Source organism: Burkholderia theae, from assembly GCF_048565265.1.
Taxonomy (GTDB): Bacteria; Pseudomonadota; Gammaproteobacteria; order Burkholderiales; family Burkholderiaceae; genus Burkholderia; species Burkholderia theae.
Map to the genome: position 1 here is coordinate 1029589 of NZ_CP183461.1, position 23314 is coordinate 1052902.

Consider the following 23314-nt stretch of genomic DNA (forward strand, 5'->3'; position numbering starts at 1 on the left):
TCAGGCGGCGAGTGCCGCGAACGCGCGGCGCGCGGCCGCGAGCGTCGCGTCGATCACCGCGTCGTCGTGCGTGCTCGACACGAAGCCGGCTTCGTACGCCGACGGCGCGAAGTACACGCCCTCGTCGAGCATCAGGTGGAAGAAGCGGTTGAAGCGCCCGGTGTCGCTCTTCGTGACTTCCGCGAAGCTGGTCGGCACACGCTCGGCGAAGTAGAGGCCGAACATCGCGCCGATCGAGTCGGCCGCGAACGGCACGCCGGCGGCGCGCGCTTCCGCGGCGAGGCCGTCGGCGAGACGCTTCGTCTGCGCGGTGAGCGCGTCGTAGAAGCCCGGCGCCTGGATCAGCTGCAGCGTCTTCAGCCCCGCGGCGACCGCGATCGGGTTGCCCGACAACGTGCCGGCCTGATAGACGCCGCCGAGCGGCGCGAGGTGGGCCATGATGTCGCGGCGGCCGCCGAACGCAGCGGCCGGCATCCCGCCGCCGATCACCTTGCCGAGGCAGGTGAGGTCGGCCGTGATCCCGTAATACGCCTGCGCGCCGCCGAGCGCGACGCGGAACCCGCACATCACCTCGTCGAAGATCAGCACGGCGCCGTGCTTCGTGCACAGCGCGCGCAGCGCGTTCAGGAATTCGGGCGTGCCGCGCACGAGGTTCATGTTGCCTGCGACGGGCTCGACGATCACCGCGGCGATCTCGTCGCCGAACGCGCCGAATGCTTCTTCGAGCGCGGCGACGTTGTTGTATTCGAGGACGGTCGTGTGTTTCGCGATGTCGGCGGGCACGCCGGCCGACGTCGGGTTGCCGAACGTCAGCAGGCCCGAGCCGGCCTTCACGAGCAGGCTGTCCGCGTGGCCGTGGTAGCAGCCCTCGAACTTGACGATGCGGCTGCGGCCCGTGAAGCCGCGCGCGAGACGCAGCGCGCTCATCGTGGCCTCGGTGCCGCTCGACACCATCCGTACCTGTTCGATCGACGGCACCAGCTTGCAGATTTCCTCGGCGATCTCGATCTCGGCTTCGGTCGGCGCGCCGAACGAGAAGCCGTCGGCGAGCACGTTCTGCACGGCCGACAGCACTTCCGGATGGACGTGGCCGACGATCATCGGGCCCCAGGAGCCGATGTAGTCGATGTACTGCTTGCCGTCGGCATCCCAGAAATACGGGCCTTGCGCGCGCGCGACGAAACGCGGCGTGCCGCCGACCGAACGGAATGCGCGCACCGGCGAGTTGACGCCGCCGGGAATGGTCTTCTGGGCGCGTTCGAAGAGGATCTGATTGTTGGACATGGGCGAAACCTGCGAGAGAAGGGCGCGGGGGCCTGTGCACGGGCCGCGGCGCCTGGGCGGAACGATCGTCTGATTGTACCGGAGACGCGCTCGGCGGGCCCGCGGGCCGGTCTGCGGCCTTTCGGCGCGTGGGGGATTGCGCGGGCCGGAAAGGAGGGCGCGATTCGACCCGGCTACCGACCCGGTTATCGCGGTGGCTTGCGCTTGCCGGTCAGTTCGGCCCAGCGTTTCTCGAGCGGGCCCTCGACCATCGGCTTGATCGACGTGCCGGATGATTGCGCATCCCAGGTCTGTACCGAGTACGGATGGATGCGCAGCGCGTCGCGCGCTATCACGACGTCCTGGTGCGCGTCGACCAGCCAGTCGTACACGAAGTCGATGCACAGCCGGTAGCCGCGCTTCGTCGTCGCATCGGGCACCTCGTAAGGCGCGCGCGTCACGTAGCCGGAGCCGAACACGCCCTTGGGCTCCTTCGCGACGCGGTGCAGGAACACGCGGTCGCCCGGCAGGATGCCGCGCGCGAAGCCGCAGCCCCACACGTCATGCACGGCCTCGCCGGCCTTCACGCGCGCGGCGACGTCGGGCAGCTCGGGCCACGGCCATTTCTTGGGGCTCCAGATCAGCAGGAAAGCGGTCATCGGTTCGGTCGTGCGTCGGATTGGTCAGACGAGAGCCGCAAGCTTAATCGAATCCGCGTGCGATCTCGCGCGCCGGTGCTTCCGGGCCCGCCGCCGCACACGGCCGGCGGCCGTGAAAAAGTTGCGCGTACAATCATGGGCCTGAGCGCGTCATCCACGGCGCGGCCTCCCGTCTTCACCGCCACGTGCGCCCCGATGCGCGCGGGCTCCATTCCGGATACCCATGTCTCACGTCGTCCGGCGCCGGCCCGACGCCCGGCTGATCCTGTTGCTCGGCGCGCTCGCCGCCTGCGGGCCGATTGCCACCGACATGTACCTGCCGAGCCTGCCGTCGATTGCCGACGGCTTCTCCGTCAGCCCCGGCGCCGCGCAGCGCACGCTGACGAGCTTCATGGCCGGCTTCTCGGTCGGCATGCTGCTGTACGGTCCGCTGTCCGATACGTGGGGCCGCCGTCCGGTGCTGCTCGGCGGCATCGCGTTGTTCACGCTCGCGAGCATCGGCTGCTTCGTGTCGGGCTCGATCGACATGCTGATCCTCGTGCGCTTCCTGCAGGCGCTCGGTGCCGGCGCCGCGTCGGTGCTTGCCCGTGCGATCGCGCGCGACGCGCACGAGCCGAGCGACGCGGCGAAGGTGCTGTCGATGGTCGCGATCGTCACCGCGGTCGGGCCGCTGCTCGCGCCGCTCATCGGCGGCCAGATCCTGCGCTTCTCGGGCTGGCGCGGCGTGTTCGTCGTGCTGGCGGTGTTCGGCGCCGTGTGCGCGGCGACCGCATACCTGCGCGTGCCCGAAACCTGGCCGAAGGAGCGGCGCAAGAGCACGGCCGTGCTCGCGTCGTTCGCATCGTACGGGCGCATCCTGTCCGATCCCGTCGCGTGGGGGCACATGCTGTGCGGCGGGATGGCGTTCGCGTCGATGTTCTCGTACATCACCGCGACGCCGTTCGTGTACATCGAGTATTTCCACGTGTCGCCGCAACACTACGGGCTGCTGTTCGGCCTGAACGTCGTCGGGATCATGATCGGCAACTTTGCGAACACGCGGCTCGTCGGCCGCATCGGCTCGCTGCGCATCATCGCGGCCGCGTCGCTCGTGAGCTGCATCGCGTCGCTCGCGGTCGCGCTCGTTGCGCTGACGGGGTGGGGCGGGCTGTGGTCGATCGTCGTGTGCCTGTTCTTCGTCGTCGGCGTGGTCGGGATCCTGTCCGCGAACTGCACGACCGACCTCATGCATCGTTATCCGCACAACGCGGGCGCGTCGGCGGCCGTGTTCGGCGCGATGCAGCTCGCGCTCGGCGCGCTCGCGAGCGTCGCGATCGGCGCACTCGCGGACGGCACGCCGTTCGCGATGGGCGTGACGATCGGCGTGTCGGGCGTGCTGTGTTTCGCCGGCCGCTACCTCGTGCTGCGCTGGCACGGGCGGCCGGTGAAAGCGGGCGCCTGAACCGGCAGCCGGAAGGCACAAAGAAAAACGCCACCGCGCGCGATGCGCCGGTGGCGTTTTTGTTTGGCGTGCAGGAAGCGGCCGACGCCGCACCGTGCATCAGTCCCGCGCGACGTCCTTCGCCGCCGGCGACGCGCCGTGGCTCAGCCAGTCGAGCACGTCGGCCGTTTCGTCGTCGTTCGCGCGCGCCTTCGCCTGCGCGACGGCCTCGGGCAGCTCGCCGTTCGTCGACGCGCGGCGGATCGCGACGCCGACCGCGAGGATGTCGATCATCAGCAGATGCAGGATCCGCGAGATCATCGACAGTTGCGACTCGCGCATCTCGATGTGGTCGGTCTCGAGCGCGACGGTCGCACGCTTCGCGAGCGGCGTGTTGCTCGACGTGATCGCGATCACCTTCGCGCCGGCCTGCATCGCGACATCGAGCACGCGCAGCAACTCGGGTGCGCGTCCCGACTTCGACACCGCGACGATCACGTCGCCCTTGCCGAGCAGCGCGGCCGACGCGGCCTGCATGTACAGGTCGCCGTACGCGATCGTCGGAATCCCGAAGCGGAAGAACTTGTAGTGCGCGTCCTGCGCGACGATGTTCGAATTGCCGAGCCCGTAGAACTCGATACGCCGCGCGCCGTTCAGGATCTCGATCGCGTTCTCGACGTGTTCGAAATTCAGGTGTTCGCGCAGCTGCAGGATCGCCGACACCGTGTTGTCGAGCACCTTCGCGCCGAAGTCGGTGGCCGTGTCGCCGAGATGCACCTGGCTGTGGCTCATCGGGATCGTGCCGGTGAGGCCGGTGGCGAGCTTCAGCTTGAAGTCCGACAGCCCCTGGCAGCCGAGCGAGCGGCAGAAGCGGATCACCGTCGGCTGGCTCACGTCGGCCTTGCGCGCGATGTCGACGATCGGGTCGTTGATGATCGAGCGCGGGTGGTTCAGCGCGAGATCGGCGACGCGGCGCTCGGCCGGCGTCAGCGCGTCGCGCATCTGGCGGATCCGTTCGAACACGGCCGACGATGCGCCGCCCGAGCGGTTCGACAGCTGCTCCGCGAGAATCGCCGACACGCCGAGGAACGCCGGGTATTCGGCGGTGATCAGGTAGGTCGGGATGTTCTCGAGATAGTGCGTGAAGCGGCCCTTCGCCTCGAAGCGCGCGCGGAACGACGAGCGCGTGAACAGTTCGCCGAGCTTCAGCGCAACGCCGCCGCCGATGTAGACGCCGCCGAGCGCGCCGAGCGTCAGCGCGACGCTGCCGGCGAACGCGCCGAGAATCCCGCAGAAGCATTCGACCGTCTCGAGCGCGAGCGCGTCGCCCGCATGCGCGCGTTCGACGATCTCCACCGTGTCGATGGTCGCGGCGACGCGTTTCTTGTCGCGCGCGGCGAGCGCGCGATAGATGATCTCCATGCCGGGGCCCGCGCACACACGCTCGAACGACACGTGCGGAAACTTCTTGCGCGCGTACTGCAGCACCAGATCCTCACGCTCGTCCTGCGGCGCGAACGACGCGTGGCCGCCTTCGCTGCCGAGCGCGATCCAGCGGTCGTCGGCCGGAATCAGCCCCGACACGCCGAGCCCGGTGCCGGGCCCGAGCAGCCCGATCACGCTGTTCTGGCGCCGCGCGCCGCCGCCGACCTGCACGCGCTGCGCATCGGTCAGGCCCGGCAACGCCATCGCGAGCGCGGTGAAATCGTTGACGACGAGCAGCGTGTCGAAGCCGAGCGCACGGCGCGTCGCCTCGATCGAGAAGCTCCAGTCGTGGTTGGTCATCGTGACCTGGTCGCCGTCGACCGGATTGGCGATCGCGATCGCCGCGTGATTCACGCGGCTGATCTTCACGTCCTTCAGGTACTTGCGGATCGCGTCGGTGATCGTCGGGTAATCGGCGCCGGGATACACGCGGATCTGCGTGATCTCGCCCGGGCCGGTTTCCAGCGCGAAGCGCGCGTTGGTGCCGCCGACATCCGCGAGCAGGCGCGGGCCGTCGGCATGCTGACTCGCGACGACCGCCTTACTTTGCGCACCAGTAGACATCGAGCTGGGTCCCCTTGTCGTTGGCCAGTTGGGAAATCGCGTTCTTCTGCAGCGACGCGGCCGCGGCGTCGAGCACGTCGCGCTTGGCGGGGCCCGCGATCAGCAGGAACAGCCGGTCGACGCGCTTGAGCGCATCGAGCGAAAAGCTGACGCGCGCATGCGGCGCAGCGCCGGGATGCACGGCGACGAAACGCTCGGGCGTCGCGATCGCGTGGTCCCATTCGGGCGCGTCGGCGAAGATCGACGCGGTGTGGCCGTCCTCGCCCATGCCCAGCACCGCGACGTTCGGCACGCGGTAGTCGGCGTTCGCGTTCAGCGCGGCGACGTGCGCGTCGAGCGACGCGCGCGTGTCGACGAGCGGCAGGAAGCGGGCGGGGGCCGCCGCGTGCTGCAGCAGCGTGTCGCGCACGAGGTGCGCGTTGCTCGCCGCGTCGCCTTCCGGCACCCAGCGGTCGTCGACCAGCGTGACGTCGACGCCGGCCCAGTCGAGCGTCGCATGCGACAGCGTTTGCAGGAACGGGCGCGGGCTCGTGCCGCCGGACACCGCGAGCGTCGACCGCGCGGGGCCGGCGAGCGCCGCGCGCAGCGCGTCGCCGACGGCGCGCGCGAGCGCTTCGCTTTGCGCTTCCTGGGTGTCGAAAGCGTGGATCTCGATCACATCTCCTCCGGACTGCTTTGTCTATTTAAATCGTATGAATCGTGGGGCACGTTGCCGGACGCGGTCGCGCACACGGCAACGGTCTGCATCAGTTTTCTTCCTCGAGCCAGCAGGTGTCGTGCTGCGCGAGCATCGCACTCGCCGCGGCCGGCCCCCACGTGCCCGCCGCGTACGGCTTCGGTGGCTTCAGCGAGCGCGCCCATTCGTTCAGGATAGGCTCGACCCAGCGCCATGCGGCTTCCTGTTCGTCGCGACGCACGAACAGCGCGAGACGGCCGTTGATCACGTCGAGCAGCAGGCGCTGGTACGCCTCCATCTGTCCTTCCTTGAAGAACTGGTCGAACGCGAGGTCGAGGTGCACGCTCGCGAGGTTCATCCCTTCGCCGGGCTGCTTCGCGAGGCAGTACAGGCGGATCGTCTCGTTCGGCTGCAGCCGGATCACGAGGCGGTTCGAACCGGCGCGCAGCGCGGTCGGTCCGAGCGCCGAGTGCGGCACCGGGCGGAAGTTGACGACGATTTCCGCGACGCGGTCGGCGAGACGCTTGCCGGTGCGCAGGAAAAACGGCACGCCGGCCCAGCGCCAGTTCTCGATCTCGACCTTCAGCGCGACGAAGGTTTCGGTCGCGCTGTCGGGCTTCACGCCCGGTTCGGTCGCGTAGGCCGGCACCTGCGCGCCCTTGATCACGCCCGCATGATACTGGCCGCGCACGGCGACCTTGCCGATATCGCGCGGATCGATCGGCTTCAGCGCGCGCAGCACGCGCAGCTTCTCGTCACGTACCGAGTCGGAATCCATCGAGTGCGGCGGTTCCATCGCGACGATCGACAGCAGCTGCAGCAGGTGGTTCTGCACCATGTCGCGCAGCGCGCCCGTATTGTCGTAGAAATCGCCGCGCGCCTCGACGCCGAGTTCCTCGGCGATCGTGATCTGGATGCTCTCGACCCATTCGCGGCGCCACAGCGGCTCGAACAGCGCGTTGCCGAAACGCAGCGCGAGCAGGTTCTGCACCGGCTCCTTGCCGAGGTAGTGGTCGATCCGGTAGATCTGGTCTTCCGCGAAGATCTCGCCGACCGCGTCGTTGATCGCATTCGACGAGCGCAGGTCGTAGCCGAGCGGCTTCTCGAGCACGATGCGCGAGCCTTCGTTCAGCCCGACCGACGCGAGCGCGTTGCAGATCGGCACGAACAGCGACGGGCCCGTCGCCAGATAAAACACACGAATGCCGGGCAGCGACGCGATCGCGTCGCGCAGCACGACGTAGTCTTCCGCGCGGCCGAGATCGAGCTTCACGTACTCGATGCGATCGAGGAAGGATTTCCACGCGGCTTCGTCGAGCGTGTTGCCGGCCGCCTTGGCCGCATGCGGCTTCACATGCGTATCGACCCACTCGAGATAACCCGCCCGATCCGATTCGTGCCGCGCCACTGCGACGATCCGGCCGCTCTCCGCCAGCATGTTCGCGCGATGCGCTTCGAACAGCGCAGGCAGGATCTTGCGCATCGACAGATCGCCGGTGCCGCCGAAAAGTACGAAGGTAAAGCTGGAATCGGTATGCATGTGTCTCCGCCGGGTTGGGGGGCTGGGAAGCGATCCGTAGTGCGATAAAAATATTTTTGACACTGAATTGTAGTTTAACTACAATCCGCCGCAAGGGGTAGCACCTGGGCGAAGAAAAAAAGAAGTGCGGTCGATGAACTGCGCGAGCTTCGTCTTCGGGAGCGCCTTGTGCCGAATGTTATCGGACATTGATGGCGCGCATCGTTCGCGCACCGTCGGCCCCGGGCTCGCGTCGCAGCATCGCGGCGGGCCAGAAACACAAAGAGGAGACACGCCGTTGAATCTCGATTCACGCTTTCTGTAAGAGCCCGGCCGGTCATCGGCCCCGTACGCTGCATGCGTCCCGCGGCTCGATTTCCCCGTCGTTATCAAGAAGCCGGTTCCCGGTCAGGGAACCTCACGAGTTGATTCAGTCTGGAGGAGATAAGTAATGAAAGTTCGCTCGATCATGGGTGCGCTCTGCGCGGCAGGTCTGATGGCTGGCGCCGTGGCGGCGCAGGCAGCCGAGAATGTAACGGTGCTGCACTGGTGGACCTCGGGCGGCGAGTCGAAGGCCGTCGGCGTGCTGAAGGACGACCTGCAGAAGCAGGGCTACGTGTGGAAGGACTTCGCGGTCGCGGGCGGCGCGGGTGCCGCGGCGATGACGGCGCTGAAGACCAAGGTGATCAGCGGCGACGCACCGTCGGCCGCGCAGATCAAGGGCCCGCTGATCCAGGACTGGGCCGACCAGGGCGTGCTCGTCAACATCGATTCCGCCGCCGGCGACTGGAAGCAGAACCTGCCGCCGGAAATCGACAAGATCATCAAGTACAAGGGCCACACCGTTGCCGCGCCGTTCTCGGTGCACCGCGTGAACTGGCTGTACATCAACAAGGCCGCGCTCGACAAGATCGGCGCGAAGGTGCCGACCACCTGGCCTGAATTCTTCGCGGTGGCCGACAAGCTGAAGGCCGCGGGCATCCAGCCGGTCGCGATGGGCGGCCAGCCGTGGCAGGACCTGACGCTGTGGGAAGACGTCGTGCTGTCGCAAGGTCCGGCGTTCTACAAGAAGGCGCTGGTCGACCTCGACCAGGCGACGCTGACGTCGCCGCAGATGCTGTCCGTGTTCGATACGGTGCGCAAGATCCAGGGCTACTTCGATACCGGCCGCAACGGCCGCGACTGGAACCTCGCGACCGCGATGGTGATCAACGGCAAGGCCGGCATGCAGTTCATGGGCGACTGGGCGAAGGGCGAGTTCGAGAACGCGGGCAAGAAGGCGGGCAAGGACTACATCTGCGCGGCGGTGCCGGGCACCGCGAATTCGTACACGTTCAACGTCGATTCGTTCGTGTTCTTCCAGCAGAAGGGCGAGAAGGCCGCGACGGCGGGCCAGCTCGCGCTCGCGAAGACCATCATGACGCCGGACTTCCAGGAGCAGTTCAGCCTGCTGAAGGGTTCGGTGCCGGTGCGCCTCGGCGTGAAGATGGACAAGTTCGATGACTGCGCGAAGAAGTCGTATGCCGACGAGCAGACCGCGATCAAGTCGGGCGGTTTCGTGCCGTCGCTCGCGCACGGGATGGCGCAGAGCGACGCGACCGCCGGCGCGATCACGGACGTCGTGACGAAGTTCATGAACTCGCAGCAGGATTCGAAGAGCGCGGTCGCCGCGCTCGCGAAGGCCGCGAAGGTCAAGTAACGCGCGACAGGCGCCCGGCCGGAAGCGCTTCATCGGCCGGGCGTTTTTGCATGTGCAGCAAACGGGCTCGCCCGCGAGCCCGTGCCGTAACCGGCGCCGGCCCGGCCTGCGCCGCCCTCGTTCCAGGAGTCGAATCAAGTGGCTGCCCCTCTTAGCGGAAACGGATCCGGCGCTCCCGCCGCGCGGCGTACATCGCCGATGTCGGCCTTCGCCGATCGCTGGATTCCGAAGCTCGTGCTTGCGCCGAGCGTCGCGATTGCCGTGGTGTTCATCTACGGCTTCATCCTGATTACCGGCTATCTGTCGCTGACCAACTCGCGGCTGTTGCCGAACTACGAATTCGACGGCTTCGGCCGTTACTCGGACCTGTTCCAGAACGACGTGTGGTGGACCTCCGCCGCGAACCTCGGCTGGTTCGGGATTCCGTTCATCGCGGTCTGCGTCGCGCTCGGGCTGTTCCTCGCGATCCTGCTCGACCAGCGGATCCGCAACGAAGGCGCGCTGCGCGCGATCTTCCTGTACCCGATGGCGCTGTCGTTCATCGTCACCGGCACCGCGTGGCAGTGGATCCTGAACCCGGGCCTCGGCCTCGAGAAGGTGATGCACGACTGGGGCTGGACGAGTTTCTCGTTCGACTGGCTCGGCGATCCGGACAAGGCGATCTTCTGCGTGGTGATCGCGGCCGTCTGGCAGTCGACCGGCTTCGTGATGGCGCTGTTCCTTGCGGGGCTGCGCGGCGTCGATGCCGAGATCTTCAAGGCTGCGCAGGTCGACGGTGCGACGCTGCCGACCATCTACCGCAAGATCGTGATCCCGAGCATGCGCCCGGTGTTCTTCTCGGTGCTGCTGATCCTGTGTCACATCACGATCAAGACCTTCGACCTCGTCGTCGCGCTGACGGCGGGTGGTCCGGGTACGTCGTCGTCGCTGCCGGCGATGTTCATGTATACGTTTTCGTTCAACCGCGGCCAGCTCGGGCTCGGCGCGGCGTCGTCGGTGATGATGCTCGCGACCGTGGTCGCGGTGCTGGTGCCGCTGATGTATATGGAATCGAGGAGCACCCGCAATGCAGCCTAAGATGACGATCAGCCGGGCAGTGATCTATGCGGCGCTGATCCTGTTCGCGCTGTATTTCCTGTTCCCGATCTACGTGATGCTGTCGACGTCGTTCAAGGATCTCGACCAGCTGCGCACCGGCAACCTGCTGACGCCGCCTACCAGCTGGACCATCGATCCGTGGGTGAAGGCATGGAGCGGCGCGTGTACCGGCGTGCGCTGCGACGGGATGAAGCCGTTCTTCCTGAACTCGCTGCAGATGGTGATCCCGGCCGTGCTGATCTCGTCGCTGATCGGCGCGTTCAACGGCTACGTGCTCACGCACTGGCGCTTTCGCGGCGCGGACGCGCTGTTCACGATGATGCTGGTCGGCTGCTTCATCCCGTTCCAGGTGATCCTGCTGCCGATGGCGCGCCTGCAGGGGATGCTCGGCCTCGCCAACACGATTCCCGGCCTCGTGTTCGTGCACGTCGTGTACGGGATCGCGTTCACGACGATGTTCTTCCGCAACTTCTACGTGAGCGTGCCGTCCGAACTCGTGAAGGCCGCGCGCATCGACGGTGCGGGCTTCTTCACGATCTTCACGAAGATCCTGCTGCCCGTGTCGCTGCCGATCTTCATGGTGTGCCTGATCTGGCAATTCACGCAGATCTGGAACGACTTCCTGTTCGGGATCGTGTTTTCCGGCGTCGATTCGATGCCGATCACGGTTGCGCTGAACAACCTCGTCAACACGTCGACGGGCGTGAAGGAATACAACGTCGACATGGCCGGCGCGATCATCGCCGCGCTGCCGACGCTGCTCGTCTACATCGTCGCCGGCCGCTACTTCGTGCGCGGGCTGACGGCGGGCGCGGTGAAGGGGTAAGCGCGGTTTCATCCGAGACGACGAACCGGCCGCGCACGTCGCGCGGCGCATCGAAACGAACCCGACGCGGCGCCGTAGTGCGCCGCGCGAGACGAGACAGAGGATTCACAGCATGGCAAGCCTTTCCATCCGTGACGTGTACAAGACCTACCCGAACGGGGTGCCGGTCCTGAAGGGTGTCGACATCGAGATCGAGGACGGACAGTTCCTGATCCTGGTCGGCGGTTCGGGCTGCGGGAAATCGACGCTGCTCAACATGATCGCCGGGCTCGAGACGGTCACGAGCGGCGAGATCTGCATCGACGGCAAGGTCGTCAACGACTTGTCGCCGAAGGATCGCGACATCGCGATGGTGTTCCAGTCGTACGCGCTGTATCCGTCGATGACGGTGCGCGAGAACATCTCGTTCGGGCTGAACATCCGCAAGGTGCCGAAGCACGAGCAGCAGCAGATCGTCGACCGCGTGTCGCAGATGCTGCAGATCCAGCACCTGCTCGACCGCAAGCCGGGCCAGCTGTCGGGCGGCCAGCGCCAGCGCGTCGCGATGGGCCGCGCGCTCGCACGCGATCCGTCGCTGTTCCTGTTCGACGAGCCGCTGTCGAACCTCGACGCGAAGCTGCGTATCGAGATGCGCGCGGAAATCAAGCTGCTGCACCAGCGCCTCGGCACGACGATCGTCTACGTGACGCACGACCAGATCGAGGCAATGACGCTCGGCGACCGGATCGCGGTGATGAAGGACGGCGTCGTCCAGCAGTTCGGCGCGCCGCAGGAGATCTACGATTCGCCGTCGAACCTGTTCGTCGCGGGTTTCATCGGCGCGCCGCCGATGAACTTCATCAACGGCAAGCTGGTCGAGCAGGGCAGCGGGATCGCGCTCGAGATCGACACGGGCCTCGCGCGCGGCGCGCTGACGCTGCCGTTCGACGCAAAGCGGATGAACGGCCACGTCGGCCGCGAGGTGATCCTCGGCCTGCGCCCGGAGCGCATCACCGATGCGCGCAACGCGCACCACGGCGAGGCGTCGAAGCTGCAGCCGATCGACGTGCGCGTCGACGTGACCGAGCCGACCGGGCCGGACACGCACGTGTTCGCGCAGGTGAACGGCAAGCGGATCGTGAGCCGCGTGCATCCGGCCGCGAACCCGCAGCCGGGGCAGACGCAGTCGCTGCTGTTCGACGTGTCGAAGGCCGTGCTGTTCGATCCGGCGTCGGAAGAGCGGATCGCGTGATGCGGCGTTCGCGCTGAATGAAGGAGAAGGGGCCGTCTCGAACGGCCCCTTTTGTTTTGGCGCGGTGGTGAGTGCGGCCGCTGTCGATGCCGCGGCAGTCAGTGCGGTAGCCGCACGTCGAACTTGAACGTCGCCAGCCGCGCGGCGAGGATGAAGCCGGTCGCGAGCAGCACGCTGTACACCGAGTCGAACTGCAGCCACACGAGCAGCAGGTAGAACCAGCAGCCGACGAATGCGCAGGTCGCGTACGGCCGCGAATCGCGCAGGATCAGCGGGATGTCGTTGCACAGCACGTCGCGGACGATCCCGCCGACCACGCCGGTGATCACGCCCATCATCACCGCGATGAAGCGCGGCATTTCGGCGTCGAGCGCGATCGCCGTGCCCGAGATGCTGAAGATGCCGAGCCCGATCGCGTCGGCCACCAGCAGCAAGCGCTCGGCCGACAGTCGCGACAGCATCCGCAGCACGAACGGCGCGAACAGCGCGAGCACGAAGATCACGATCACGTAGTCGTCGTGCACGACCCAGTAGAACGGCCGGCGCTCGAGCAGGATGTCGCGCAGCGTGCCGCCGCCGAACGCGGTGGCGAGTGCGACGACGAACGTGCCGACCGAGTCGAGGCGGTTCTTGCGCGCCTCGATGAAGCCCGAAATCGCGAACGCCAGCGTGGCGATCGCCTCCAGTATCGCGATCGCGAGCGTCAGCCTAGGATGCGGCACGCGGCCCCCGGTCGGCGGGGCCCGCGAGCGGCTGCAGCAGCACGAGCACCGCGCCCGCGCCGCCGTCGTTGCCGCGCGCCTCGCAGAACGCGATCACTTCTTCCTTCTGCGCGAGCCACGCGCGCACCTTGCCCTTCAGCACGGGCTCCTTGCCGATCGAGCCGAGCCCCTTGCCGTGGATCACGCGCAGGCAGCGCAGCCCCTTCTTGCCGGCGTCGCGGATGAATTCGGCGAGCGCGTCGCGCGCCTCGTCGCGACGCATCCCGTGCAGGTCGAGCTGCGCCTGCACGATCCACGCGCCGCTGCGCAGCCGGCGCACCACGTCGCGGCTGATGCCGGGGCGGTGGTAATACAGCGAGTCGTCGCTGTCGAGCAGCGTCTCGGGGTCGAATTCGTCGGACAGCGTCGCGTTCAGCACGTCTTCCTCGTCGCGCTGCGTCTGCTTCGGCACCGGGTCGGGCGGCATCCGGCCCGCCGCCGCGCGCGGCGGCGCGTTCAGCGGCTGGATCGCGCCGATTTCGTTGCGGAACAGGTTCGCGTCGGCCTCGGCCTTGCGCTCGGCCTTCGCGGTTTCGACGCGCGTGCGTTCGCGGCGCTCGGCTTCGCCTTTCAGGTTCGCGCGCAGCGCGCCGAGGCCGGCGAGGCCCTGGCCGCGCAACGCGGCCGGATCGGGCGCGGGCGGCGGGGCGGCCGGCGCGGGGTTCGCGGGACGGGCAGCGATCTTCCGCTTCGCGGGATCGCTCGGGTGAGGCTGGTTCTTCGCCATGATTCGGTACGCTGGACAGGCGCGCTCGGGCGCGCGGGCAAAAAAAAGCCGCTGCGCGACGGCAGCGGCTTTCCGGTCAAGCCCGCTTCGCGGCAGCGGACGCCATTGTAGCGTCCGGCGCGGCAGGGCTCGCGGCTTACTTCTTGTCGTGCAGGCTTTCGAGGTAGCGCTGCGCGTCGAGCGCGGCCATGCAGCCCGTGCCCGCGCTCGTGATCGCCTGACGATACACGTTGTCCTGCACGTCGCCCGCGGCGAACACGCCCGCGACGCTCGTCGACGTCGCATTGCCGTGCAGGCCGCTCTTCGTCAGGATGTAGCCGTCCTTCATCTCGAGCTGGCCCTGGAACAGGTCGGTGTTCGGCTTGTGGCCGATCGCGACGAACACGCCCTGCACGTTGAGGTCTTCCGTCGCGCCGGTCTTCACGTTTTTGATGCGCAGGCCGGTGACGCCCGAATCCGCGCCCGTCACTTCGTCGAGCACGTGATCCCACTTGATCACGACGGCGCCTTCCTTTTCCTTCTCCAGCAGGCGGTCGATCAGGATCGGCTCCGCGCGGAACTTGTCGCGGCGATGGATCACCGTGACCTTCTTCGCGATGCCCGTCAGGTAGAGCGCTTCCTCGACGGCCGTGTTGCCGCCGCCGATCACCGCGACTTCCTGGCCGCGATAGAAGAAGCCGTCGCAGGTCGCGCAGGCCGACACACCCTTGCCCATGAACGCTTCCTCGGACGGCAGGCCGAGATACTGAGCGGATGCGCCGGTCGCGATGATCAGCGAGTCGCACGTGTATTCGCCCGAGTCGCCGATCAGGCGGATCGGCTGCTCGTGCAGTTTCGCGGTGTGGATGTGGTCGAAGACGATTTCGGTGTTGAAGCGCTCGGCGTGCTCGAGGAAGCGCGCCATCAGCTCCGGACCCTGCACGCCTTGCGCGTCTGCCGGCCAGTTTTCGACGTCGGTCGTGGTCATCAGCTGGCCGCCCTGCGCGATGCCGGTGATCAGCACCGGGGACAGGTTGGCGCGAGCCGCGTAGACGGCGGCCGTGTAGCCGGCGGGGCCGGAACCGAGAATCAGGACTTTGGCGTGTTTGGGCGTGGACATGTGCGAATCCGTAAGAGACGGCCGCGGCGGGCGGGGTAGGGCTCGCCGTACGGCCCGGGTTGACCGGGATGCCGTCATAGATGGGTATCAGACGCGCATTATAAAGGCCCCGTTGCTGCACTGCCGAACGAGAGTTTCAATCGCGGCGATAGCGTTTCGCGGCGAGCCTGCCGCGCCGGCGCGGCGCGAAGGGAGGCCGGCGGCGCCCGGCGGCGCGTTGCCGCACGCCCCCGCAACGGCACGGCAGGCCCGATTTCACCGCTCGCGGCGGCCGGTTCGGCCTCCCGGCCCTGTTATGTAACCGTCATTTACACTTGACGGCCCGGTGCAGCGTTTACAATAAGCGGGATCGAACGACAGGCGGGCGCACGGCCCGTCCTCTTTATACGGATTCATGGCAAAAGCTCCTTATTCCGCCCAGGCACAGGCGTTGCCGCACCGGATGTCGAAGCTCCTCACGGAGATCCGCTGGATTCTCCAGGTCGCGCTCGGCGCATTTCTGGTGATGGCCCTGCTGAGCTACAGCCGGCGCGATCCGAGCTGGACGCACGCCGCGCAGGTGGACCACATCTCCAACTGGGCCGGCCGCGTCGGTGCGTGGACGGCCGACATCATCCTGCTGCTGTTCGGCCTGTCGGCCTATTGGCTGATCGTGCCGCTCGGGCGGCGCATCGCGGTCAACTACCGCCGCATCACGCGCCACGAGGCGATTCCCGACGAACCCGAGCGGCCGATCGGCTGGCTCACCGAGATCTTCTCGTTCGTGCTCGTCGTGCTGGCGTGCGACGGCATCGAGGCGCTGCGCATGTGGTCGCTGAAGGTGCAGTTGCCGCGCGCGCCGGGCGGGGTCGTTGGCGAGGCCGTCGCGGGCGCGATGTCGCACGCGTTCGGCTTCACGGGCGGCACGCTGCTGCTGCTGATCGCGCTCGCGATCGGCCTGTCGCTGTATTTCCGCTTCTCCTGGCTGTCGGTTGCCGAGCGCGTCGGCGGCGCGATCCTGTCCGCCGTCAACGTCGCGAAGCTGCGCCGCGAGGCCGAGCGTGACCGCAAGCTCGGCGAGGCCGCGGCCGTGCGCCGCGAAGGCAAGGTTGAAGAGGAGCGCGTGCGCATCGAGGATCACGAGCCCGTGACGATCGTGCCGCCGGTCGTCACGCCGGCGAAGTCCGAGCGCGTCGAGCGCGAGCGCCAGGTGCCGCTCTTCACCGACCTGCCGGGCGATTCGACGCTGCCGCCGGTGTCGCTGCTCGATCCCGCGCCGAAGACGCAGGAGGCGATTTCCGCGGATACGCTCGAATTCACGTCGCGCCTGATCGAGAAGAAGCTGAAGGACTTCGGCGTCGAGGCGAGCGTCGTCGCCGCGTATCCGGGCCCGGTCGTCACGCGCTACGAGATCGAGCCGGCCACCGGCGTGAAGGGCAGCCAGATCGTCAACCTCGCGAAGGATCTCGCACGCTCGCTGTCGCTCGTGTCGATCCGCGTCGTCGAGACGATCCCCGGCAAGAACTACATGGCGCTCGAGTTGCCGAACCAGCGCCGGCAGACGGTGCACCTGTCCGAGATCATCGGTTCCGAGGTGTACGCGGCCGCGTCGTCGGCGCTGACGCTGAGCCTCGGCAAGGACATCGGCGGCAAGCCCGTGTGCGCGGATCTCGCGAAGATGCCGCACCTGCTCGTCGCCGGCACGACCGGCTCGGGCAAGTCGGTCGGGATCAACGCAATGATCCTGTCGCTGCTGTACAAGGCGACCGCCGAGCAGGTGCGCCTGATCCTGATCGATCCGAAGATGCTCGAAATGAGCGTCTACGAAGGCATTCCGCACCTGCTGTGCCCGGTCGTCACCGACATGCGCCAGGCCGGCCATGCGCTGAACTGGACGGTCGCCGAGATGGAGCGCCGCTACAAGCTGATGAGCAAGCTCGGCGTGCGCAACCTCGCGGGCTACAACAACAAGATCGACGACGCGGCGAAGCGCGAGGAGAAGATCCCGAATCCGTTCAGCCTGACGCCGGACGATCCGGAGCCGCTGGGTCGCCTGCCGAACATCGTCGTCGTGATCGACGAGCTGGCCGACCTGATGATGGTCGTCGGCAAGAAGGTCGAGGAACTGATCGCACGGATCGCGCAGAAGGCGCGCGCGGCCGGCATCCACCTGATTCTCGCGACGCAGCGTCCGTCCGTCGACGTGATCACGGGCCTGATCAAGGCGAACGTGCCGACGCGGATCGCGTTCCAGGTGTCGTCGAAGATCGACTCGCGCACGATTCTCGACCAGATGGGCGCCGAATCGCTGCTCGGGATGGGTGACATGCTGTACCTGCCGCCGGGCAGCGGGCTGCCCGTGCGCGTGCACGGCGCGTTCGTCGGCGACGACGAAGTGCACCGCGTCGTCGACAAGCTCAAGGAGCAGGGCGAGCCGAACTACGTCGAGGGTCTGCTCGAAGGCGGCACCGCCGACGGCGACGAGGGCTCGGCCGGCGCGGGAACCGGCGAAGGCGGCGGCGAGTCTGATCCGCTGTACGACCAGGCGGTCGAGATCGTCATCAAGAACCGCCGCGCGTCGATCTCGCTCGTGCAGCGTCATCTGCGGATCGGCTATAACCGCGCGGCGCGGCTGCTCGAGCAGATGGAACAGTCGGGGCTCGTGTCGGCGATGTCGTCGAGCGGCAACCGCGAAATTCTTGTGCCGGCGCGCGACGCGGAATGAGTCCGCGGCGCCCGCAGCGCCGGCCACCCACGGAGAAAACCGCATCATGCAGCAACTTTCGTTCGTCCCTTCCCTTCGTTCGACGCGGCGCTGGCTCGGCGCGGCGTTCGCCGGCGCATCGCTGATGCTCGCGGCGACGCATGCGTTCGCGGGCGGCACCGAACAGCTGAAGGCCTTCGTGTCGCAGGTGCGTTCGGCGAAGGGCGACTTCACGCAGCAGATCGTCAAGGCGCCGTCCAAGGGCGCGAGCGCCGTGCAGGCCATGCCGAAGCCGACCGACAATTCGAGCGGCACGTTCGTGTTCGCACGGCCGGGCAAGTTCATCTGGACGTACCAGAAGCCGTACCAGCAGGTGCTGCAGGCCGACGGCGACAAGCTCTACGTGTACGACCGCGACCTGAACCAGGTCACCGAACGCAAGCTGAACGGCGCGCTGGGCGCGAGCCCCGCCGCGATCCTGTTCGGCAGCAACGACCTCGACAAGAACTACACGCTGCGCGATGCCGGCGAGAAGGGCGGCATCGAGTGGCTCGAGATGCTGCCGAAGGCGCAGGACACGCAGTTCCAGCGGATCGGCATCGGCTTCAAGAACGGCACGCTCGCCGCGATGGAGCTGCACGACGTGTTCGGCAACGTCACGCTGCTGACGTTCACGAACATCCAGACGAATCCGCCGCTGAAGGGCGATACGTTCAAGTTCGTCGTGCCGAAGGGTGCGGACGTGATCACCGGCTGACCGGCGCCGCGCGCCGCGTTTTTCGCAACGGGCCTGCCGGCGACGGCAGGCCCGTGTTGTTTCTGGGCGCCGGGCACCAGGCGCCGGGCACCGGGCGCGGCGGCGCCGTCGCGCGGCTGTCATAATGTCAGGTCCGGCGGCCCGTTCGGCCGCGACCGTTTGATGTGGAGCGAGGGTTCATGTCCGATCTGTTTCAAGTCGAGCCGCGCCGGCCGCTCGCCGAGGCGCTGCGGCCGAAGACGCTCGCCGAGGTGATCGGCCAGACGCATTTGCTGGGCGAAGGTAAGCCGCTGCGGCTCGCGTTCGAATCGGGCAAACCGCATTCGATGATCCTGTGGGGGCCGCCCGGCGTCGGCAAGACGACGCTCGCGCGGCTCACCGCGCTTGCGTTCGACTGCGAGTTCATTGCGCTGTCCGCGGTGCTCGGCGGCGTGAAGGACATCCGCGAGTCGATGGAGCAGGCGAAGGACACGCTGAACCGCACCGGCCGCCACACGATCCTGTTCGTCGACGAGATCCACCGCTTCAACAAGGGGCAGCAGGACGCGTTGCTGCCGTTCGTCGAGTCGGGGCTCGTGACCTTCATCGGCGCGACGACCGAGAACCCGAGCTTCGAGGTCAACTCCGCATTGCTGTCGCGTGCGCAGGTCTATGTGCTGAAGTCGCTGAACGACGACGAGATGCGCCAGTTGCTGAAGCGTGCGCAGGAGATCGCGCTCGACGGCCTCGCGTTCGACGACAAAGCGATCGATACGCTGGTCGGCTATGCGGACGGCGATGCGCGGCGCTTCCTGAACCTGCTCGAGCAGGCGCAAACGGCGGCGGCGTCGGCCGGCGTCGCGACGATCGACGGCGACTTCGTCAGCAGCGCGATGACGCTGAACGCGCGGCGCTTCGACAAGGGCGGCGACAACTTCTACGACCAGATCTCGGCGCTGCACAAGTCGGTGCGCGGTTCGAGCCCGGACGGCGCGCTGTACTGGTTCTGCCGGATGATCGACGGCGGTGCGGATCCGAAGTATCTCGCGCGGCGGATCGTGCGGATGGCGTGGGAAGACATCGGCCTCGCCGATCCGCGCGCGCTGCAGATGGCGAACGACGCGGCCGAAACCTACGAGCGGCTCGGCTCGCCGGAGGGCGAGCTCGCGCTCGGGCAGGCGGTGATCTATCTCGCGTGCGCGGCGAAGAGCAATGCGGGTTACAACGCGTTCAACCAGGCGATGGCGTTCGTGAAGCAGGACAAGTCGCGCGAGGTGCCCGTGCATCTTCGCAACGCGCCGACCAAGCTGATGAAGGAACTCGGCTACGGTCACGCGTACCGTTACGCGCACGACGAGCCGAACGCGTACGCGGCCGGCGAAACCTACCTGCCGGACGGGATGCGCGAGCCGCACTGGTACAAGCCGGTGCCGCGCGGGCTCGAATCGAAGATCGCCGACAAGCTCACGTGGCTGCGCGAACTCGATCGCGAGGCCGGCAAGAAGGACTGACGGACCACGCGCGGGCCGGCCGGCGCCGTGCCGGATGCGTCAGCGCTTGCGGGCCGGCTGCTGTTTCTTCCAGTACTCGAACGGCTCCTCGTGGCATTCGATGTCGAGCTCGGCGACCCGCGCATGCAGGCGTTCCTGCGCGTCGGCGATCGCGAGGTTGTAGATCGCGGGCGCGATCTCCTCGACGAAGAAGTGCAGCAGCGCACCGGCCTGGATGTTGCCGATCGGCTCGTCCATGTTTTCTGTGAAGTAACGTTGCAGCGACGCGATTGCGCGGTCGCGTACATCCTTGTCCAGTTCGATGGCCATCTCGTTCCCTGGGTTGCGATGACGTGGGGCAGGTGCTTCGTTCGAAGCGTTGCGGGCGGCCGGCGCAGGCGATGCGTCTTCCGCAGCGGCTCGACGTGACGTGCTTCGCCGGTCGCCGCGGTGCGGACCGGCAATACGATACTGCCATGGCCGGCCGTTTTCCGGCATCGTCCGTCAGGCTGACGCGTTGGCGGCCGCGCGGTGCGTTAGAATTCCCGTCTTACACAACGATTTTCCAAGTCCTCCCATGCTCGACATCCAGTTGCTGCGCAAAGACCTCGACGGCGTCGCGAAGCGCCTCGCCGATCGCGGCTACACCCTCGACATCGCCGCGTTCTCCGCGCTCGAAGCGGAACGCCGCGCGATCCAGACCCGTACCGAAGAGCTCCAGGCACGCCGCAACAGCCTGTCGAAGCAGATCGGCGCGATGAAGGGGAAGGGCGAGGACACGTCGGCCGTGATGGCCGAGGTCGGCGGGATCGGCGACGAAATGAAGGCCGGGGAAGCCAAGCTCGGCGACATCCAGGCGCGCCTGTCCGACCTGATGCTCGGCATGCCGAACGTCGCGCATGAAAGCGTGCCGGTCGGCAAGGACGAAGCCGACAACGTCGAGGCGCGCCGCTGGGGCACGCCGCGCCAGTTCGATTTCGAGGTGAAGGATCACGTCGACGTCGGCACGCCGCTCGGCCTCGATTTCGAGACGGGCGCGAAGCTTGCCGGCGCGCGCTTCACGATGCTGCGCGGCCCGATCGCGCGCCTGCACCGCGCACTCGCGCAGTTCATGATCGACACGCACACGCTGCAGCACGGCTACACGGAGACGTACACGCCGTACATCGTGAACCCGGACATCCTCTACGGCACGGGCCAGCTGCCGAAATTCGCGGACGACATGTTCCGCGTCGAGAAGGGCGGCGCCGAGAACACGGTCACGCAATACCTGATCTCCACGTCGGAGATCTCGCTGACGAACACCGTGCGCGAGTCGATCGTCGAAGCGTCCGCGCTGCCGATCAAGCTGACCGCGCATTCCCCGTGCTTCCGCTCGGAAGCCGGTTCGTACGGCCGCGACACGCGCGGGATGATCCGCCAGCACCAGTTCGACAAGGTCGAGATGGTGCAGGTCGTCGCACCGGAAACGTCGTACGCGGCGCTCGACGAGATGGTCGGCCATGCGGAAGCGATCCTGCAGAAGCTCGGCCTGCCGTACCGCGTGATCACGCTGTGCACGGGCGACATGGGCTTCTCGGCCGCGAAGACGTTCGACCTCGAGGTGTGGCTGCCCGCGCAGAACACCTATCGCGAGATCTCAAGCTGCTCGAACACCGAGGCGTTCCAGGCGCGCCGGATGCAGGCGCGCTTCCGCAATGCGCAGGGCAAGCCCGAGCTCGTGCATACGCTGAACGGTTCGGGTCTCGCGGTCGGCCGCACGCTCGTCGCAGTGCTTGAGAACTACCAGAACGCGGACGGTTCGGTCACGGTGCCGGAGGCGCTGCGTCCGTACATGGGCGGCATCGAGCGGATCGACGCGCCTGCGCAGGCGTCGTGAAATCGGCTGGCGAAGCCCTCGCAAAAAAATTTGCGCGAAGGGCTTGTCAGCTCAGAAAAGATCGTTTTATAATCCTTTCTTTCCCGGACATGACCAACCGGGAAATGCAGTAAAACGGAGAGGTGGCAGAGTGGTCGAATGTACCTGACTCGAAATCAGGCGTACGGTTTCCCCGTACCGTGGGTTCGAATCCCACCCTCTCCGCCAGAATGCGGAACCCCTTGATTCGGAAGGATCAAGGGGTTTTTCGTTTTGGGTCTGCGGCGCGATGTGTCGATCACCGTTGAAGCGGCAACAGGCCGGCTGTCGAAACCTCGGATCGTGCTGATACGATGGCGACGAACTTGCGCGCACGATCGCGTCGCGCACTTCGATGCAGCCGCGCTGCATTGTGCAAATCCAAAGACCCCATGACGAACCGAGTGTCGAAAGTCCTGACGGGCATTGCGCTGCTGACTGCGGTTATCGCGGCCCTGGGCATCGCCGGTGCGCACGCCGCGGGCATCACACTGGCACTCGGTAATGCAGTGTCTCTCGCGGGACTGACAGCCTGCGCTGCCATCGCTGTTGCGGCGGCACTGATCGCGTTGTCGCATACGCAGCGCTACCGCGAGCGCACACACGCGTGGCGCTTGCGCGAAGCGGCCCTCGCGATACTGTGCATCGTGGCGATTGCCGCCCTCAGCCAGGCTGTCGTGATACTCGACTACCTGTGCGTCGCACTCGCGCCGCCGTCGATCGAGACTGATCTCGTCCGGTTCGATGCGTTGCTCGGTTTTCATTGGCTCGACCTGTATCGCTGGGTGAGCGCGCATGCCGAACTGCACCGTGTACTCGAGTTCGCGTATCGCAGCAGCATCGTGCAGCTGATCGCCGTTCCGTTCATCCTCGCGACCACGCGGCGACATGACGATCTCGCCGAATTCATCACGCTGTTCGCATTTGCGCTGCTTGTCGCCGTTCTCGTGTCGACACCGTTCCCCGCACAAAGCGCATTCGTTCATTTCGGCATCACCGATCCGCACACCGCATCGACCGTGTCCCACTACGACCTGCTGCGCAGCGGGCAGCTTCGGCAATTCAACCTGTCCGAATCGCAGGGGCTCGTGTCGCTGCCGTCGTTCCACGTGATGCTGGCGCTGCTGTTCGCGTATGCGGTGCGGCATGTCCGTCATGTGTTTCCCGCTGCGGTTGTGCTGAATGCCGCGATGATCGTGTCGACGCCGACGCAGGGCGGCCACTATCTGGCCGACGTGATCGCCGGAGTCGGGTTCGGCGTGCTGTCGATCGTCGTCGTGCGCCGCTGGATGGCGGGCCCGCGCACTGCCGCGACAACTGGGCCGCGCGCGACGCATCCGACCTGATTGGTCTGATCAATCTTTTTGCGCGCGCCCGGTCTGCGCCGCTTTCCTCTGCTTTAAGCCCTTGAATCCCGCGCCGTTAACACGGTGCGGTGGCCGGTATCCGTGCCGTGCCGCGTCGCTCCCCGTCGATCCAAG

At 67.0% G+C, this 23314-nt stretch carries 19 protein-coding genes and 1 tRNA gene; 11 read left to right on the forward strand and 9 right to left on the reverse strand.

Going from position 1 to position 23314, the window contains the following annotated elements:
• Both hemL and ACN22W_RS04815 read right to left on the reverse strand, forming a co-directional pair.
• Entirely contained in the window at positions 1-1284 is a 1284-nt protein-coding gene (hemL, locus tag ACN22W_RS04810) for a glutamate-1-semialdehyde 2,1-aminomutase (RefSeq protein ID WP_175962611.1), read from the reverse strand.
• A 185-nt stretch (positions 1285-1469) separates the two neighbouring features.
• Positions 1470-1922 carry a hypothetical protein gene (locus ACN22W_RS04815; protein WP_193097823.1) on the reverse strand — a complete coding sequence of 151 codons (453 nt, stop codon included), beginning with the start codon at positions 1920-1922 and terminating at the stop codon, positions 1470-1472.
• A 223-nt stretch (positions 1923-2145) separates the two neighbouring features.
• Between ACN22W_RS04815 and ACN22W_RS04820 the strand changes: the two genes are divergently transcribed.
• The gene (locus ACN22W_RS04820; RefSeq protein WP_193097824.1) at positions 2146-3363 is read left to right on the forward strand and encodes a Bcr/CflA family multidrug efflux MFS transporter; all 1218 of its coding nucleotides are present in this window, start codon (positions 2146-2148) and stop codon (positions 3361-3363) included.
• Positions 3364-3462: 99 nt separating this feature from the next.
• Here ACN22W_RS04820 and ACN22W_RS04825 read toward each other — a convergent pair whose 3' ends face one another.
• The 3 genes from ACN22W_RS04825 to zwf all read right to left on the reverse strand — a co-directional run bounded on the left by ACN22W_RS04825 (position 3463) and on the right by zwf (position 7607).
• Positions 3463-5391: a bifunctional transcriptional regulator/glucokinase gene (locus ACN22W_RS04825; RefSeq protein WP_129513941.1), complete on the reverse strand. Its 1929-nt coding sequence runs from the start codon at positions 5389-5391 to the stop codon at positions 3463-3465.
• Positions 5369-6049, reverse strand: coding sequence for a 6-phosphogluconolactonase (pgl, locus tag ACN22W_RS04830; RefSeq protein WP_419686543.1), 681 nt, complete (start codon positions 6047-6049; stop codon positions 5369-5371). Before pgl ends, ACN22W_RS04825 begins: the two co-directional genes overlap by 23 nt.
• 88 nt (positions 6050-6137) lie before the next feature.
• Positions 6138-7607 carry a glucose-6-phosphate dehydrogenase gene (zwf, locus tag ACN22W_RS04835; RefSeq protein ID WP_048243132.1) on the reverse strand — a complete coding sequence of 490 codons (1470 nt, stop codon included), beginning with the start codon at positions 7605-7607 and terminating at the stop codon, positions 6138-6140.
• 430 nt (positions 7608-8037) lie between these two features.
• Between zwf and ACN22W_RS04840 the strand changes: the two genes are divergently transcribed.
• From ACN22W_RS04840 to ACN22W_RS04855, 4 genes are all read left to right on the forward strand, one after another.
• Positions 8038-9285 carry an ABC transporter substrate-binding protein gene (locus tag ACN22W_RS04840; protein WP_193097827.1) on the forward strand — a complete coding sequence of 416 codons (1248 nt, stop codon included), beginning with the start codon at positions 8038-8040 and terminating at the stop codon, positions 9283-9285.
• Positions 9286-9423: 138 nt separating this feature from the next.
• Positions 9424-10362 (forward strand): carbohydrate ABC transporter permease, encoded by a 939-nt coding sequence (locus ACN22W_RS04845; RefSeq protein WP_129513944.1) that lies wholly within the window; start codon positions 9424-9426, stop codon positions 10360-10362.
• Positions 10352-11209, forward strand: coding sequence for a carbohydrate ABC transporter permease (locus ACN22W_RS04850; protein WP_048243129.1), 858 nt, complete (start codon positions 10352-10354; stop codon positions 11207-11209). The genes ACN22W_RS04845 and ACN22W_RS04850 overlap by 11 nt, the downstream gene beginning before the upstream one ends.
• A 112-nt stretch (positions 11210-11321) precedes the next feature.
• A complete protein-coding gene (locus ACN22W_RS04855) occupies positions 11322-12440 on the forward strand; it encodes an ABC transporter ATP-binding protein (protein WP_193097828.1) in 1119 nt (372 codons plus the stop codon).
• Positions 12441-12538: 98 nt separating this feature from the next.
• On the opposite strand, the gene ACN22W_RS04860 is transcribed toward ACN22W_RS04855, so the two are convergent.
• The 3 genes from ACN22W_RS04860 to trxB form a co-directional block, all read right to left on the reverse strand.
• Positions 12539-13162 carry a trimeric intracellular cation channel family protein gene (locus ACN22W_RS04860; protein ID WP_048243127.1) on the reverse strand — a complete coding sequence of 208 codons (624 nt, stop codon included), beginning with the start codon at positions 13160-13162 and terminating at the stop codon, positions 12539-12541.
• On the reverse strand, positions 13149-13928 hold the full coding sequence (locus ACN22W_RS04865; RefSeq protein WP_419686545.1) for a Smr/MutS family protein: 780 nt from the start codon (positions 13926-13928) through the stop codon (positions 13149-13151). The genes ACN22W_RS04860 and ACN22W_RS04865 overlap by 14 nt, the downstream gene beginning before the upstream one ends.
• 136 nt (positions 13929-14064) lie before the next feature.
• Positions 14065-15027 (reverse strand): thioredoxin-disulfide reductase, encoded by a 963-nt coding sequence (gene trxB, locus ACN22W_RS04870; protein ID WP_193097829.1) that lies wholly within the window; start codon positions 15025-15027, stop codon positions 14065-14067.
• A gap of 394 nt (positions 15028-15421) precedes the next feature.
• Here trxB and ACN22W_RS04875 point away from each other — a divergent pair, with 394 nt between their 5' ends.
• The 3 genes from ACN22W_RS04875 (at position 15422) to ACN22W_RS04885 (ending at position 19957) form a co-directional block, all read left to right on the forward strand.
• Positions 15422-17731 (forward strand): DNA translocase FtsK, encoded by a 2310-nt coding sequence (locus tag ACN22W_RS04875; protein WP_412022299.1) that lies wholly within the window; start codon positions 15422-15424, stop codon positions 17729-17731.
• Between the two features lie 46 nt (positions 17732-17777).
• Positions 17778-18467: an outer membrane lipoprotein chaperone LolA gene (gene lolA / locus ACN22W_RS04880; protein ID WP_129513949.1), complete on the forward strand. Its 690-nt coding sequence runs from the start codon at positions 17778-17780 to the stop codon at positions 18465-18467.
• Between the two features lie 179 nt (positions 18468-18646).
• Positions 18647-19957, forward strand: a complete 1311-nt coding sequence (locus tag ACN22W_RS04885) for a replication-associated recombination protein A (RefSeq protein WP_048243122.1) — start codon at positions 18647-18649, stop codon at positions 19955-19957.
• Between the two features lie 39 nt (positions 19958-19996).
• Here ACN22W_RS04885 and ACN22W_RS04890 read toward each other — a convergent pair whose 3' ends face one another.
• The gene (locus ACN22W_RS04890; RefSeq protein ID WP_129513951.1) at positions 19997-20266 is read right to left on the reverse strand and encodes a DUF2164 domain-containing protein; all 270 of its coding nucleotides are present in this window, start codon (positions 20264-20266) and stop codon (positions 19997-19999) included.
• A gap of 247 nt (positions 20267-20513) precedes the next feature.
• On the opposite strand from ACN22W_RS04890, the gene serS reads away from it, so the two are divergent.
• From serS to ACN22W_RS04905, 3 genes are all read left to right on the forward strand, one after another.
• A complete protein-coding gene (serS, locus tag ACN22W_RS04895; RefSeq protein WP_419686547.1) occupies positions 20514-21815 on the forward strand; it encodes a serine--tRNA ligase in 1302 nt (433 codons plus the stop codon).
• A 116-nt stretch (positions 21816-21931) separates the two neighbouring features.
• Positions 21932-22022: transfer RNA gene (locus ACN22W_RS04900), tRNA-Ser, on the forward strand.
• A gap of 203 nt (positions 22023-22225) precedes the next feature.
• A complete protein-coding gene (locus tag ACN22W_RS04905) occupies positions 22226-23179 on the forward strand; it encodes a phosphatase PAP2 family protein (RefSeq protein ID WP_419686549.1) in 954 nt (317 codons plus the stop codon).
• Positions 23180-23314: the final 135 nt, after the last annotated feature.

Bases quoted from the DNA above. Each gene is read 5' to 3' on its own strand.
- hemL (WP_175962611.1), bottom strand. From the start codon at position 1,284: ATGTCCAACAATCAGATCCTCTTCGAACGCGCCCAGAAGACCATTCCC.
- ACN22W_RS04815 (WP_193097823.1), bottom strand. From the start codon at position 1,922: ATGACCGCTTTCCTGCTGATCTGGAGCCCCAAGAAATGGCCGTGGCCC.
- ACN22W_RS04820 (WP_193097824.1), top strand. From the start codon at position 2,146: ATGTCTCACGTCGTCCGGCGCCGGCCCGACGCCCGGCTGATCCTGTTG.
- ACN22W_RS04825 (WP_129513941.1), bottom strand. From the start codon at position 5,391: ATGTCTACTGGTGCGCAAAGTAAGGCGGTCGTCGCGAGTCAGCATGCC.
- zwf (WP_048243132.1), bottom strand. From the start codon at position 7,607: ATGCATACCGATTCCAGCTTTACCTTCGTACTTTTCGGCGGCACCGGC.
- ACN22W_RS04840 (WP_193097827.1), top strand. From the start codon at position 8,038: ATGAAAGTTCGCTCGATCATGGGTGCGCTCTGCGCGGCAGGTCTGATG.
- ACN22W_RS04850 (WP_048243129.1), top strand. From the start codon at position 10,352: ATGCAGCCTAAGATGACGATCAGCCGGGCAGTGATCTATGCGGCGCTG.
- ACN22W_RS04855 (WP_193097828.1), top strand. From the start codon at position 11,322: ATGGCAAGCCTTTCCATCCGTGACGTGTACAAGACCTACCCGAACGGG.
- ACN22W_RS04865 (WP_419686545.1), bottom strand. From the start codon at position 13,928: ATGGCGAAGAACCAGCCTCACCCGAGCGATCCCGCGAAGCGGAAGATC.
- trxB (WP_193097829.1), bottom strand. From the start codon at position 15,027: ATGTCCACGCCCAAACACGCCAAAGTCCTGATTCTCGGTTCCGGCCCC.
- ACN22W_RS04875 (WP_412022299.1), top strand. From the start codon at position 15,422: ATGGCAAAAGCTCCTTATTCCGCCCAGGCACAGGCGTTGCCGCACCGG.
- lolA (WP_129513949.1), top strand. From the start codon at position 17,778: ATGCAGCAACTTTCGTTCGTCCCTTCCCTTCGTTCGACGCGGCGCTGG.
- ACN22W_RS04885 (WP_048243122.1), top strand. From the start codon at position 18,647: ATGTCCGATCTGTTTCAAGTCGAGCCGCGCCGGCCGCTCGCCGAGGCG.
- ACN22W_RS04890 (WP_129513951.1), bottom strand. From the start codon at position 20,266: ATGGCCATCGAACTGGACAAGGATGTACGCGACCGCGCAATCGCGTCG.
- serS (WP_419686547.1), top strand. From the start codon at position 20,514: ATGCTCGACATCCAGTTGCTGCGCAAAGACCTCGACGGCGTCGCGAAG.
- ACN22W_RS04905 (WP_419686549.1), top strand. From the start codon at position 22,226: ATGACGAACCGAGTGTCGAAAGTCCTGACGGGCATTGCGCTGCTGACT.